The 13,495-nt window shown below is 56.8% G+C and carries 16 protein-coding genes; 3 read left to right on the forward strand and 13 right to left on the reverse strand.

What is annotated here, in order from left to right; all coding sequences use genetic code 11:
• Positions 1 to 25: 25 nt before the first annotated feature.
• From HSS18214_RS0107260 to HSS18214_RS0107280, 5 genes are all read right to left on the reverse strand, one after another.
• A complete protein-coding gene (locus HSS18214_RS0107260) occupies positions 26 to 1,012 on the reverse strand; it encodes a TRAP transporter substrate-binding protein (RefSeq protein WP_156808488.1) in 987 nt (328 codons plus the stop codon).
• 62 nt (positions 1,013 to 1,074) lie between these two features.
• The gene (locus HSS18214_RS0107265; RefSeq protein ID WP_016914628.1) at positions 1,075 to 1,653 is read right to left on the reverse strand and encodes a peroxidase-related enzyme; all 579 of its coding nucleotides are present in this window, start codon (positions 1,651 to 1,653) and stop codon (positions 1,075 to 1,077) included.
• The gene (locus HSS18214_RS0107270; protein WP_016914629.1) at positions 1,650 to 2,144 is read right to left on the reverse strand and encodes a CMD domain-containing protein; all 495 of its coding nucleotides are present in this window, start codon (positions 2,142 to 2,144) and stop codon (positions 1,650 to 1,652) included. Before HSS18214_RS0107270 ends, HSS18214_RS0107265 begins: the two co-directional genes overlap by 4 nt.
• A 48-nt stretch (positions 2,145 to 2,192) precedes the next feature.
• Entirely contained in the window at positions 2,193 to 3,647 is a 1,455-nt protein-coding gene (locus HSS18214_RS0107275; protein ID WP_016914630.1) for an NAD(P)-binding domain-containing protein, read from the reverse strand.
• Complete coding sequence (locus HSS18214_RS0107280; protein ID WP_016914631.1) at positions 3,644 to 5,272, reverse strand: aminotransferase class V-fold PLP-dependent enzyme; 1,629 nt, start codon at positions 5,270 to 5,272, stop codon at positions 3,644 to 3,646. Before HSS18214_RS0107280 ends, HSS18214_RS0107275 begins: the two co-directional genes overlap by 4 nt.
• Before the next feature lie 220 nt (positions 5,273 to 5,492).
• Here HSS18214_RS0107280 and HSS18214_RS0107285 point away from each other — a divergent pair, with 220 nt between their 5' ends.
• A complete protein-coding gene (locus tag HSS18214_RS0107285; protein ID WP_016913634.1) occupies positions 5,493 to 6,854 on the forward strand; it encodes an IS1380 family transposase in 1,362 nt (453 codons plus the stop codon).
• Positions 6,855 to 7,080: 226 nt separating this feature from the next.
• Here HSS18214_RS0107285 and HSS18214_RS17950 read toward each other — a convergent pair whose 3' ends face one another.
• On the reverse strand, positions 7,081 to 7,455 hold the full coding sequence (locus HSS18214_RS17950; RefSeq protein ID WP_083844171.1) for an Lrp/AsnC family transcriptional regulator: 375 nt from the start codon (positions 7,453 to 7,455) through the stop codon (positions 7,081 to 7,083).
• Positions 7,456 to 8,150: 695 nt separating this feature from the next.
• Here HSS18214_RS17950 and HSS18214_RS0107295 point away from each other — a divergent pair.
• Positions 8,151 to 8,735: a manganese efflux pump MntP gene (locus HSS18214_RS0107295; protein ID WP_016914633.1), complete on the forward strand. Its 585-nt coding sequence runs from the start codon at positions 8,151 to 8,153 to the stop codon at positions 8,733 to 8,735.
• A gap of 71 nt (positions 8,736 to 8,806) precedes the next feature.
• Here the strand turns inward: HSS18214_RS0107295 and bla are convergent, their stop codons facing one another.
• The 7 genes from bla to dhiT all read right to left on the reverse strand — a co-directional run bounded on the left by bla (position 8,807) and on the right by dhiT (position 12,498).
• On the reverse strand, positions 8,807 to 9,727 hold the full coding sequence (gene bla, locus HSS18214_RS0107300) for a class A beta-lactamase (protein WP_371827789.1): 921 nt from the start codon (positions 9,725 to 9,727) through the stop codon (positions 8,807 to 8,809).
• 16 nt (positions 9,728 to 9,743) lie between these two features.
• On the reverse strand, positions 9,744 to 10,196 hold the full coding sequence (locus HSS18214_RS0107305; protein ID WP_016914635.1) for an N-acetyltransferase: 453 nt from the start codon (positions 10,194 to 10,196) through the stop codon (positions 9,744 to 9,746).
• 7 nt (positions 10,197 to 10,203) lie between these two features.
• Entirely contained in the window at positions 10,204 to 10,626 is a 423-nt protein-coding gene (locus HSS18214_RS0107310; protein WP_016914636.1) for a GFA family protein, read from the reverse strand.
• Positions 10,627 to 10,664: 38 nt separating this feature from the next.
• Positions 10,665 to 11,135: a GNAT family N-acetyltransferase gene (locus HSS18214_RS0107315; protein WP_016914637.1), complete on the reverse strand. Its 471-nt coding sequence runs from the start codon at positions 11,133 to 11,135 to the stop codon at positions 10,665 to 10,667.
• 50 nt (positions 11,136 to 11,185) lie between these two features.
• Positions 11,186 to 11,650: an OsmC family protein gene (locus HSS18214_RS0107320; RefSeq protein ID WP_016914638.1), complete on the reverse strand. Its 465-nt coding sequence runs from the start codon at positions 11,648 to 11,650 to the stop codon at positions 11,186 to 11,188.
• A gap of 63 nt (positions 11,651 to 11,713) precedes the next feature.
• Entirely contained in the window at positions 11,714 to 12,235 is a 522-nt protein-coding gene (gene dhiA / locus HSS18214_RS0107325) for a type II toxin-antitoxin system antitoxin DhiA (RefSeq protein ID WP_016914639.1), read from the reverse strand.
• Positions 12,229 to 12,498, reverse strand: a complete 270-nt coding sequence (dhiT, locus tag HSS18214_RS0107330) for a type II toxin-antitoxin system toxin DhiT (protein WP_016914640.1) — start codon at positions 12,496 to 12,498, stop codon at positions 12,229 to 12,231. Before dhiT ends, dhiA begins: the two co-directional genes overlap by 7 nt.
• 166 nt (positions 12,499 to 12,664) lie before the next feature.
• Here dhiT and HSS18214_RS0107335 point away from each other — a divergent pair, with 166 nt between their 5' ends.
• Positions 12,665 to 13,486 (forward strand): aldo/keto reductase, encoded by an 822-nt coding sequence (locus HSS18214_RS0107335; protein WP_016914641.1) that lies wholly within the window; start codon positions 12,665 to 12,667, stop codon positions 13,484 to 13,486.
• The last annotated feature ends 9 nt before the right edge of the window (positions 13,487 to 13,495 follow it).

The raw sequence follows: 13,495 nt of genomic DNA on the forward strand, positions 1-13,495 counted from the left end.
CACCAAAACAGCAATGGATCGCGGTTTACAGATTACGAATGGTTTCAAGCAGCTCGGTCAGACCGCGCTCTTCAGCAAAGGAGTTATGCAGTGGCACAACGGCGTCGATGAAGGCCTGCTTGTCGACCTCGGTAACGGTCACGCCCAGGTCTTCGAACTCCTGAATCAACTCTGCATCGTATTCGACCCCTTTATCGGTACCCAATACGCCTGCCTGTTGCGCGGCTTCCAGAATGATCGCCTGATCCTCCTCGGAGAAGCGGTTAAACCGATTCTCGCTGATGGAAATATGGCTCATCATTACCTGGTGTTCGGTTTTAGCGTGATAGGGCGCTACTTCGTAAAGGCGGCTTGAGTAGTAGCCGCTGATGGTGCTTTCAAAAGCGCCCACCACGCCGGTTTGCAGGCCAGTGTAGATCTCCGTCCAGGGCAGGGACGTGGTCAATGCACCCACGGATTGCCATGTCTCCGCATCCAGACGTGAGCCGGTGACACGCATCCTGACACCATTCATATCAGAGGGCTCAGTCACGGGCCCCGTATTGGTGCTGAGGTTACGCGTGCCGCCTCCCGTCAGGCTGAGTAGCTTCAAGCCAACACCAGCGTCACTGACCGCGTTATCGAAATACTCGAAAACCGCAGAGTCAGGCGCAGTGGCTGCCTTGAAGTCATCCATGTCTTCGAACAAATAGTTGAGACTGAAAATCTCGAAGTCGGATACGTACGGAGAAATGTTCATGACGCCGCCGATCAGCATGTCGGTGGTGCCAATGCGGATTTCATCCACCATGGTCTGGTCGTTGCCTAACTGGCCACCGGGAAAAATCTGTACGTTCACCCGGCCATCGGTCGCTTCTTCCACGCTTGCCTTGAAGGCTTCAGCAGCGTCGATCCAGGGGTGGGGAGCACTCACTACGGTGCCCAAGCGCAACGTTTCTGCCAGGGCAGGTGTTGCCAACAGGAAAGAGGTCGCTGCAACCAAAGCCAGCCGAGAGAAATGTCGTGTTGTCATGGGGATCATCCTTTTTTTGGAGCCAAAATCGTACGTATCGTTTTTGTCGGAACCCAGCATGGTCAAGAACCTGAGACAGGCTCACCCAAGGTGTGCATCAAGCGATTTGCCCAACCAAACAATGTAGTGGATAAGGTCAGGTCCAGAATTTCCTGATCATCGAGCCCCACAGCGCGCAAGCTGGCAATATCGTCTTCTGTCACCTTGGGCGGGCACTCAGAGAGCTGCATGCCAAACTTCAGAATGGCACGTTGCCGAGCATCGATATCGGCCTGCTCCCCCTTGAAGAATATTTCCTGCATGACCCGTTCATCATGGGTCAGGTTGTTGTAGCGCTGAGCATGCACTGCGGCACAGTAGATACACCGGTTTACTACCGAGGCAGCCACCGCGCCCAGCTCACGCTCCTCGCGTGAAAGTCCGCCCTTGTCGTACATGATGCCATTGAACAGTGACGTGCGAACCCGCAGGGACTCCGGGTCGTGGGCCAACACCAGCACGTAATCGGAAATTTTGGTGTTGGAGGGCGTTTCCTTCAGCGCCTCGCGTTGCGCAGGCGTTGCCTGCTCAAAATCGATGGGCGTGACATGGGGGCGCCAAGTGGGAACACGGGTGGTGAATTTATGAATGACACGACTCATGCGCCTTTCCCCATGACATGTAATACCGCCGCAACGCGCAGCTGATAGTTGATGAATGCCACCAGGCCAGCAAGACGCACGATATCGGCTTCTTCGATGCCTGCCTCACGCAGCGATGCAATGGTGTGCTCACTGGCATCCTTGGGGCGCTGGGTAACCAGGTCCACGTAATTCACGATAGCGGTCAGTCGGACATTATCAGCCGGAGGGGTACGGCCAGGCTCTGCCAGCCCGTAAGGGTCTGCCTCTTCGTCGTAGCTGGTCAGCAAGGAGGCATAGTGCTGGGTCAGGCCTTCCTGCTGGCATAGGCGAGCCATACGACAAGCCAGCACCGCACGGAGGCTAGCGGGAAGATTGCCTGCATCTTGCGGCAACAGAGCCGCTTCATAAGACCCTTGAGTCAAGTCCATCAGCTTGCCGCGCATTTGCAAGGCATCTGCCAATGGCCCGCTGCTCGGCACACCGGCAGCCAATTCCAGAACATTAGACATTTGAATTCCTTAACGTATTTAGACAGAACCGCGACAACCGAGCGGCCCTTACGGCAGGGGCGATGGTGCCCACTCGTCACCGAGCAGCTCCGGAGAGTCATACTGCTGGAGTGACTGCCAATGATGCTCGACGTCTTCACGGTACAGGCTCGCCGCAATGGCGCCTGCCAACCAGCTAGCGCCTTCGCTGATGCCCGGAATGTCACCACTCACCTTACCCAGGCTGACAGAAGCGCCATAATTGAAGCAATGGATATTACTCAGCCATGGCGCGGTTCCCGGCTCCCGCTCCTGGAATGCGAAATCACGATCAACGTACGGGAAATTGCCCAGTTCGGTGTGCTGCAGCTCCGCAGGCGGGGTATAACGATCTCGCCATAGCAGAATACGGTCGGCATATCCGGCAAGCTCGGTGCGTGCCAACGGGTCGATTTCGAACCCGGTGCCCAGGATGACGAAGTCACAGCGCACCTCTTTACCGGCTTGGGTGGTAATGGCCACCTCATCGCCTTCCATGCGCATGCCCTCAATGCCACATCCAAAATGGAAGTAGGCGTTGTCATGGCGACTAACCCGTAACGTGGAGCCCCTGGGCGGCGGCGTTTGGGTAATGAATGAGTAGTGCATGATGCGCCAGCGCCAGGCATCTGGCAGGGTGGCATAGCCGTGGGTAAACCCATACGATCCAATGCCCATCATCTTGTTGATGGTAGGCATCTGATGGCGACGAATGAGGAAGCGGACCTCGCGTGCACCTTGCTCCAGGGCCTCCGCCGCGTTATCGATGGCGGATGCCCCGACGCCGATCACCACGACCCGCTTGCCCTTGAGCGCAGTAAAATCGATCTCATCCGAGGTATGCGCCCAGGCTTGCGGGGGCAGGCTATTCACAAAGCCGGGAATCTTTGGCGCACCGGTGCCCTCGCGACCAGTGGCCATGATCAGCTTACGCGTCAGAATACGCTGGGCAGGAGCCCCCGAGCCCGACAGCGAGAGGCTTAACAGCTCACCTTCGGGTTGAACGTGTTCGACTTCGACACAGTTCTCTACTGGCAGGTTGAGCACTTCACGATACCAGCATAAGTACGCCATCCAGGTAGGCCGCGGAATCTTGTCCAACGCTTCCCAGGCCGCCTCGCCAAACTGGGCCTCATACCAGGCACGGAAGGTCAGCGAAGCAAATCCATAGCTCGGGCCTGGCAGTGTCTTGGGCGAACGCAGGGTTTCCATGCGCGCATAATTCAACCAGGGCCCTTCGAGACCAGCAGGGTTACGATCAAAGATACGAATATTCGAAATACCGCCAGACAGCAGAGCAAACGCAGCTACTAACCCGCACTGCCCTCCCCCCACAATCACGACGTCATGTACATGCTGGGCATCGTTCGCCAACGGGGCAGGCACCCAATTGGCGGGGGGGAGGTTCAGGCATGCCAGGTCGTATTTGACCCGTTCATTCAGGGCAGCGAGGCCAGCACCGGCCAAAGAGGGAGTGAGGGTCATGGCATCATCTCTACATGGGTTTGCATCGCCTGTTCAGCCTCGTCTGGCCACCAGAACCAACGTATTGGCACATCGTCGCCAGCATGACGGGCAGGCAAGGGAAGCGTCGTGGCATGCTCAACCAACTCCAGCCCCTTGGCAAAACAGTCCAGCGTGGTAGTAGCACGCGTTTCGCTCACCGATATCTCATGAGCCAGGAGCGCATCCAACAGGCAGGGTGAGGCAGCGGCATCCGGCGCTTCCCCAACAGCGATACGCTGGGCGACCCAAACGCCGCTGCGCTCATCAACGGAATAAAGTTTCATCAATATCGGGGCATAACGCGCAATAAACTCGACCGCAGATATTACATAGTTAGCCGTCTCATTGCTAAAAAAGAAGTTAAAACCGAGCCTTACCCAACCTGGACGATATATGCTTCTGCCTTTTTGAACTAAACCCTCATGAATTTCAGCTCTGTGCTTATCAATCGACAGCAGCTCATGACCATAAGGCCCGGCACAAGAACAGCCGCCTCTTGCCTGAATGCCAAACAAATCATTCAGCATGGCCACGACCAGGTTGTGATGAATGGCTTTTTCACCCGCCATGATATTGAATGAGAAAATAGCCAGCTTGGGTGCATCCTGAGGGCCCAGCAACTGAATGTTATCGACTTGCCCCCACCGAGCCAGCGCCAGTTCCACCAGCTCCTGCTCTCGCTGCTCGATGGACTCCGCGCCCACCATGTCCTTGATTCGGAATGCCAGGCCGGCCCGAATATCGCCCAGGATATTGGGCGTCCCTGCCTCTTCTCTGCGCTCGATATGGGAAACGTAGTGGTGATGCTCCGACGTGACATAAGAGACCGTTCCCCCGCCTGCAATAGACGGCCGTGGGTTCACGCACAAAGCCTTGCGTATCACCAACACCCCCGAGCTGCCGGGGCCGCCGACACACTTGTGAGGGGAAAGAAAAATGGCATCCAGGTAGTCAGATGCTCCTGTCCCAGACACATTGATCGACACATAAGGACCACTGGCGGCGTAATCAAATAGCACGATACCACCATGCCGATGCGCCACCCTCGCCACCTCAGCCACCGGCACCTTGAGACCGGTGACATTGGAAGCCGCAGAGAACGCGACGATCTTGGTATGGCGGTGAGCATTTTCTTGCAACCGTTGTTCGAGTACCGCCAGATCCGGCAAGCCATCGTTAGCCAAGGGAATGCGTACCACATCGGCTTCGCACTCACGCCATACCAAATCGTTCGAATGGTGTTCGAAGGGGCCTACGAAGATGATGGGTCTCGCGGAGGGTTCAGATACGGGCTTTCCTGACAGCTCCAGAATACGGCAACACCGATCAATCGCTGCCGTAGCGCCAGCGCCCGCGAAAATGACGGCATATTGATCATTGGCCCCCACCGATTGAGCAACGGCTTGCCGCGCTGCCTCACGCAGGCGCGTGGTCATTTTGCCGGTAAACGACGTTTCGGTATGGGTATTGGCATAGAGGGGCAGCACCTGTTCCTGTATCGCACTTTCCACCATGCCCAGCGCTCTGCCTGAGGCGGTGTAATCGGCATACAGCAAAGGGCGCTCACCAAACGGCCCTGGTATCCAGCGCCCCTCGCCAATCACATCCTGTTGTAGCGTCGCTCTGGCGTCAGGAGAGGTCGCCAAGTGGCAGCTCGGTCGTTTTCTTGACTTGTTCCATTGAAAAGCACGATGTGACATTACTAAGCTCTATTCTGGCAATCAGCCTTTTACCTGAATCCGTGAGACCGGCCCCCGGAAGCACTTCTAACCCACTGACCTGCATGGCAATATAGCCATTATCGCCATTCACCCAGACAGTGCCATGCCCAACATAAAGTTCCGCGCCAGTCGCCGCACCCTCACCAGCCACGCCGGGCTGTCCATCATCGGGCAATGCTTCGAGATCGCTGGCGTCGACAGCATCGACAGCCGCTTCCCCACCACGCTGGGCATGCGCACCAGTGACGTGATCAAGAGCTACCTGGGCCTGCTGTGTCTGGGCATGAGCGACTATGACGCTGTCGAGAACTTCCGCCGCGACAAGCCCTTCCAACAACTGCTGACCCTGCAGAAGGTGCCGAGCGCGGCGACGCTGCGACAGCGGCTGGAAAAACTTGCCGCCAACGACCTGCAGGCGCGCACCGCCACCTGGTCCACGACCCTGCTGTCACTGATCGAAGCACCGATCACCGCCGAGACGACACACGTCTGCCTGGACATCGACACCTTCGTCATGGACAACAGCAACTCGAAGAAGGAAGGCGTCTCGCGGACCTACCAGAAGGTCGATGGCTACACCCCGATCGCCGCCTATCTGGGCAACGAAGGGTGGTGCCTGGGTCTGGAACTGCGGCCTGGCAAGCAGCACACCATGAAGGAGAGCAACGCCTTCCTGGAGCGGGTACTGCCTCGCGCCCAATGCCTGACCAGGCAACCGATCCTGTTACGCGAGGACAGCGGCTTCGACAGCCAGGCGCACCTGGCGCTTCTCGAACAGCAACGCCAGGTCTTTGCCGACGAGGGGCGCCGGCTCGACTATGTCGTCAAATGGAACCCGCGCGGCTCGGCCACGGCTGATCGAGATACCTGGCTGGCGGTGGCGGCGGACTACTGGGAAGAGCTGCGTCCTGGCAAGCGCCAGGCGCTGTGGCCGCAGACCGTCTCGATCCACGACGACAACAAGACCGAATACGTCGTCCAACGCGTGATGCGCCTGGTAGAGCGCACCGCCGATCGCGATGGCCAGTTGCTGCTCGAACCGGACTATGAGTTGGAAGGCTGGTGGACCAGCCTGGACGAGGCGCCGGAGGCGGTGATCAAGCGCTACCAGGCGCATGCCACCCATGAGCAGTTTCACAGCGAGATCAAGACCGATCTCGACCTGGAGCGCTTGCCGTCCGGCAAGTTCGCCACCAACGATCTGATCCTGCATCTCGCCCAGTTGGCCTACAACATCCTGCGCCTGATGGGACAGCTAGGCATGACCGGCGAGCTGAGCCCGGTTCGCCACCCGGCCAAGCGGCGCCGGCTGCGCACCGTGCTACAAGAGTTGGTGCACCGTGCGGCTCTCGTGATTCACAAGGCACGGCAGATCATCCTCGACTTCGGGCAGGATATCGGGCGCATGACGGTGCTCAAGACGCTGCGGAGCCGACTGCGTTATCCACGAGGAACGCCATGCTGACCGTCAATCGGCGACACTCTATCCACAAGCAGTTCCAAGCGACACGCGATCGCCAGATATGTCGTGCCTGGCGGGTGGAAAGGCATGACAAAACGGGCCGTCAGCACCGATCAGCACGGTGGGTTTTGGCAATAACGGGCTTGCGAAAGCCAACTTGCACGGGGCGAATGATCAAAAAGTGCTCGCTGGCGGTGATAGGGAAAGTGTCGGCGCCGGCTTCACGGATTCAGGTTTTATAAAAAGCGTCATAAGACTGGTTATTGCGCGTAATCACCTTGAGCAAGTAATCATATTCACCGGCCAAGCGATTTACTTCGATAATTTCAGGAAAGGCTTCCACCGTTTCCTGAAACTCACTTAGCCAGGCCTGATTATGTTTATCCGTTTTAATCATCACAAAAACGGTCAGCCCCAGATCCAACTTCTCAGGGTTGAGTACGGCAATTCTTTTTTCGATGACTCCGTCTTTTTCCAGCCTTTGTATGCGCCGCCAGCATGGCGTTACAGAGAGCCCTACTCCCTCTGCAAGCTGTGCAATAGAAAGACTATCATCGCGCTGAAGCTGTTCAAGAATTTTCAAATCAAACCGATCAATAAGCAATTTATTTCCCCTGTAACGCCTTTATAGGAATTTTATTTCATATCGATTTCCTTCTTCATCGTCAAGAGAAATATTATTTCATGGTCGCCGCCACGCCAGCAGGAACAATCACTTATAGCGTTTTAAATAGCGCCCCACGGCAGTGCAAGTATTTGGCTACTTGCACCAAAAACAAATAGAAAGCTATCGAGCACTCCCATGTCAGAGCTGTCTTTTTGAATGGCATTACGTACAAAAGCAGTTGAATAGCGCTGTCCTGACCAACTCACAAGATCATCACCTGGAACCAGTCTCCTCTGAATGCACAGTACGCTTGAGCAGAGCCACCAACCACTGGCGATGTGTGGCTGTCACGGCACTCAGCAGCACGGTGCCATTTTTTGATTACGCGACAGAGACCGCCCTTCCCTTGCTTCTGCGCGCCCCACGCTTGAGTGGGGTTAGCGGGTCAAGCTAACACGTTTGGCCTTTTCTTCGTTTCAACCTGCCTGCAAGATTAATAAACACCAACAAAATAAGCTGACATTCATATTCTTAGCCAAGGCTATATTTATTACTTAACGCAAACTTTATTTTTTTAATAACGCGCTTGTTATCACTCTAAAACCTGATAGGATTCCGTCCATTCAAATACCCGACCCACATACTCGGGTATAGGTATTCACTGGTTCTTCAGATAACGTGAGCCGTTTGCGATGACACCTGTAGCCCTGCTCTTTTTAGCGGTTTCCATGTCGGCGGATGCCTTTGCTGCATCACTCAGCAAAGGGGCCGAACTGACCAAACCACGCTGGCGACATGCCTTGGGCATTGGCCTGATATTCGGCACCATCGAAGCGATCACCCCAGTGCTGGGCTGGGTAGCAGGCAAGGCTTCTCAACAGTATGTGGAAGCCTGGGACCACTGGGTCGCGTTTGTACTGCTGACCGCCATTGGCCTGCACATGATGTACGAAGGGCTCAAAAAAGAAGAGCAGGTAGCCCACCGCAAGCAAACGCTATGGCTGCTGGTACTGACCGCCATTGCCACCAGCCTGGATGCCATGGCCGTCGGCGCCAGCCTGGCGTTTATCGACGTGGATATCATTACCACCAGCCTGGCCATCGGCCTGGCGACCACCGTCATGGCCTCGATGGGCACCTTGCTTGGCCACAAACTGGGGCGCTACGTAGGCCACTGGGCAGAACTGATAGGCGGGGTAGTATTGATCGGGATTGGGGTGATGGTACTGATAGAGCATACCGGCGGTGGCGTTACCGGTATGCTACAGGCACTGTAACCTGCGTAGCCTCATGTACATCACCCGCAGGGTAGCCCATGAGCCACCCTGCGGGTAATCAGGAGCGATGTTTAGCGCTCATCCAGATACGCTTGCACCACCTTCCCCAACGACGCAATGGCTTCGTTGCGTGCCTCGAACGATGCGTCTGTTTCGGTGAGGTAGAACACAGCCACGGTGGGCGCCTGCTCAGGAGGCCAGATGATGGCCGTGATGGAACGAGAGCCATAGCCACCTGCGCCGGTTCTATCGGCGATCACCCAATCGAAAGGCATGGCGGCACGAAACAGCCCATCGGCCACGGCGTTGCCCTTCATCCAGTCTTGTAACTGCTGCCGAGATTCCGGGGTGAGCACATCGCCCAGCACCAGCGTTTCCAGCGTGGCCAACATGGCATTAGGCGTGGTGGTGTCGCGCTCATCCCCGGGCGTGGCTTCGTTCAGCTCGGTCTCGAAACGGTCGAGCCGCGTAACGGAATCGTCCAGGCGGCGCGCAAAAGCCGTGATGGCTTCCGGCCCGCCCAGGGCTTCCAGTATCAGGTTGGCCGCCGTGTTGTCGCTGGTGGTCATGGTGGCATCGCACAGCTCGAACAGCGTCATTGGCTGGTGCCCCGCATACTGCTCGGTCACCGGCGAGTAAGTCACCAGCGCCGATTCATCGAAACTGACCTCGGTATCCAGCGCTAGCCGCCCTTCATCCACCTGCTCCAGCAGCGCGCCACACGCCAGCGTTTTGAACGTGCTGGACATGGCAAAGCGCTCATCCGCGTTCACCTCCCAGCGCTGGCCCGTGGCCAGATCATGCGCCGCAAAGCCAATGCGCGCGTCCAGCGCCTGTTCGATACGCGCCAGCTCAGCGCTGATAGGGTCGTCTTGTGCCATTGCAACAGACGAAGCGAACAGCACGCACGCCGATAGCGTGGCACGCATCCAGCGTGGTTGGCGGTGATTCATGGGTAACCTTCCTGGGCAGTAAGGGAAAATAGACAACATGAGTGTAGCGCTATTCTTACGAGGGGCTAAAACGCATCAGCAGCTCCGGCGCTCCCGTGTGTTCATCCTGCTGTTCGCCCATGCGCACAAAGCCGCGCGCTTCGTAAAAACGAATGCTGGGCGTATTCTGGGCATAGACGGTCAGTTCCAGCCATGCTCGACGGCGTTTGGCATCTTCCAGTAGCGCACTACCCAGGCCACGGCCTTGCCCCTCTGGCTGCACGAAAATCGCGGCCAGGGTGTTCTCGTAAAGGCTATAGAAGCCCACCACCTGGCCTGAGGTTTCGGCTACGTAGGTTTCTGAGGCGGGAAGGTATCGCTCCCGCATGGCATCGCGCTGGGCGTGCCAAAAGTCAGGCTCGATAAAATCATGCGCCTGGATAGACGCCGCCAGCCAAATAGCCAGCACGGCCTCCATGTCGTCCGCCTGAAAGGCACGAATACGATAGTGATGTGAGTGAGCGTGCATGACATGCCTACTGAAGCAGAGCGTGAAGTGCCTGAAGGCTCTCGGGCGAGGCCTGGATACGCTGGCAGTGGTTGGTTTCTTGCTCCCAGGTAGCCGCCGAGGCCACATGCAAATGCACTGCCACCCTGGCATCGGTCTCGCCTTCCAACAGCCCGGCAGGCACCCACATCCAGTCGCTGCCGCGCAGTTGATTCGGCACCGGACTACCGCAGGTGGCACAAAAGTCGCTGCGATAGCCGCTTTCCCGCTGATACGAGCGGACATTCCCCTGCCCCGAGCGCCACTGAAACTGCTCCCCCGGCACGAAGGTGGCCGCATTGGCCGCCGCGCCGGTGGCCTTGCGACATAACGAACAGTGGCACTGGTACAGGTGAGGCAGCTCACCCTCGATCGTGAACGCCACTTCCCCACACAGGCACTCGCCCTTCATGTTCTGCTCCTTGAAAATTCTCCGCACGCCATCGCTGGCTACGCCATGCTGGGGTTATACAGAATCACCTCATCCCCGGCACCATAACCGCTGACCACCGCCGCGCGGGAAACCCCCAGGGTCGATTGATACAGTTTTTCCGCGAAGTTGCCTTCCGAGGTGGTCACCATCACCGCCCCGACACCGCAGCCCAGGCCTCGCACGTGGGTCTTGAACGGTGCCAATGACTCCACGATGAGCCGCTTACCCAGCCCCTGGCCCGCCGCGTCGGGATGAATGCCGATCTGCTCCAGCTCGATGATGCTTTTTTCCCGAAAGCCGTTCTTTACGCACCACAGAATATAGCCACGCACCACGCCCGCTACTTCTACCACGTAGTACACGCCCCGCGGGTAGGCGTTAAACGATGCCTCGATCCACTGGGCATGGTTCTTCTCGCGGGGGAAACAGGCCTGATACACCTCGGCCATGGCGGCAATATCGCTTCTTTCTGCTGCTCTTACGGTCACTTTAAAATCCTTTTTGGACGTTTCTTACACTCGGGAGCGGTAAGCACCACCTACTCCTGAATCTCAGTTATAACCTCGGTCTTGACGGAGTTGGCGATAAAGCACTTTTCATGGGCGGCGTGATGAAGCTGTTCGAGCGTCTCGACTGAAGGTGTTTCTCCTGCAAACAGCGCTTTGGGCCGCAGTGTCACCCTGGTCATGGCAATTTTCCCGTCGCTGCCCTTCTCCATTACCCCCACGGCGTGGTCCACGTAGCTTTCCACCACCAAGCCCTGCTGAGCGGCAAGGGCCAGGAAGAACAACATGTGGCAGCTGGAAAGCGAAGCCACGAACGCCTCTTCCGGGTCGACGTTGGCCTCCACCGAGTAGGGCAACGGCACCACATGGGGCGATGACGACGCCGCCACGCGGACGCCCCCATCGAACACCCACTCGTGCCCACGGCTATAGCGCTGATCTATAAAGGCTTCATCGGCCCCACGGGCCCAGTGAATGGAAGCGGTGTATTCGGCCATGAGGGTTCCTTTGGCTCAATCGCTGGGTGCGAATACCTTCAATGCGTAAACGCAGAATACAGCTTAAATGGAAGACTCGTTGATACTGACAGCACGCTCTTGCGCGAGCTCAATCACTGCGTGCCCCAGTTGAACCAGCGTATCAAAATTGGGCCTGGTTTCAGGTTTTAAGGAACGATAAGCACTGGTGCGACTTTTGATACCTGCTTTCGCAATCACTTGACTATGACCAAATTGTTCCACATAAGAGCGAATGGCGGCTTGCAAAATATCGGCGCGTCCCTCTTTCATCGACTCCCAGGAAGCCTGCTTAATGACGGCTTCCATTTCTTGAACGTTAACAAAAACGTCTGCGGATTTTTGCTCACCTTTGGTAATAGCACGCAGTGTTGCCGCAGAAAGCTCGTTGCCGCTCCAATTGAGGGATCCTTCTGGTGTTAAGGAAAAACGCTTGAAATCCTTGATCTCAGAAAAGGGAGGCTTACTGAAGTAAGCTGTCAGATCAGCGCGGCCGAAGTAGCCATCGCTGAACGTTAGCGCCAAGGCATGACCTGAAATGACATCAACATCCACGATTTTTAGCATACGTCACCTAGCTTACCCGGGTTTTCGCCATTCACTGCTTTGTGCCACATCACCATCAACTGTTCACGGTGATCGAAAATATGGCTCTCCGCTCTCTTACGCTGCGTGTTAGGTAGATAGCCCTCCAGGCACTCACCCGTTTCAATCGCAATGATCAGTTCGTAGCTACCATACTTCACATGAAGGTGGGGTAGCTTATGTTGCTTGTTATCAAAAAAATACAAGCAAAAAGAAAGGCCTAGCAACGCATCAATTTCCGGCATGGTATCTCTAACGCCTGTTACTTCAATAGACTATAGCAACGTATCCTTGAAGAGACAAAATAGAAAATTTTCGAGGCACGGATCGTCTACGCTGGGTGCATGAACGGCGATGGCCTCGGGCAGTCAGAACCACATCGCAACAGAAATGCCACCAGGAGAGCAAGATATGCAGATGATTGAGCTAGGCGGCACCAGCGTACCCCGTATTGGTCAGGGCACCTGGCACATGGGCGAGGATACCAGGCAGCGGCAGGCTGAGGTCTGGGCGCTGCGTGAAGGCCTGGATTTGGGGATGACGCTGATCGATACCGCCGAGATGTATGCCGAGGGCGGCGCTGAAGAAATCGTGGGTGAAGCCATTCGGGGGCGGCGCGAGCAGGCGTATCTGGTCAGCAAGGTTTACCCCCACAATGCCAGCACCCAAGGTGTTCAAGCCGCCTGCGAACTCAGCCTGCGCCGATTGGGCACCGATACGATTGATCTCTACCTGCTGCACTGGCGCGGCCAATACCCGCTGAGCGACACCGTGGAAGCGTTTGAGCGGCTACGCGAGCAGGGCAAGATCCTGCGTTGGGGCGTATCGAACTTCGACGTTGACAACCTGGAAGAGCTAAACGCGCCTGCGTGCGCCACTAACCAAGTCCTCTACAATCCCGAAGCACGGGGCATCGAGTACGACCTGCTGCCCTGGCAAGCCCAGCAAAACATGCCGCTTATGGCATACTGCCCCATCGGGCAAGGCGGCGCGCTCCTGCGTGACGCGACCCTGCAACGCATCGCTGACAAACACAGCGCCACCCCCGCGCAAATCGCGCTTGCCTGGGCACTGCGCCACCCCGGCGTGATCGCGATTCCTAAAGCTGTGAATTTGGACCACCTCAAACAGAACGCTGATGCGGATAAGGTCAGGCTCGATGATGAGGACTTGGCACAGATTGATGCCGCCTATCCGCCGCCAACACGCAAGCAGGGCTTAATGATGGTGTGAGCAATCGCC

The sequence above is a fragment of the Vreelandella stevensii S18214 genome (assembly GCF_000275725.1).
In the GTDB taxonomy this organism is placed as follows: Bacteria; Pseudomonadota; Gammaproteobacteria; order Pseudomonadales; family Halomonadaceae; genus Vreelandella; species Vreelandella stevensii.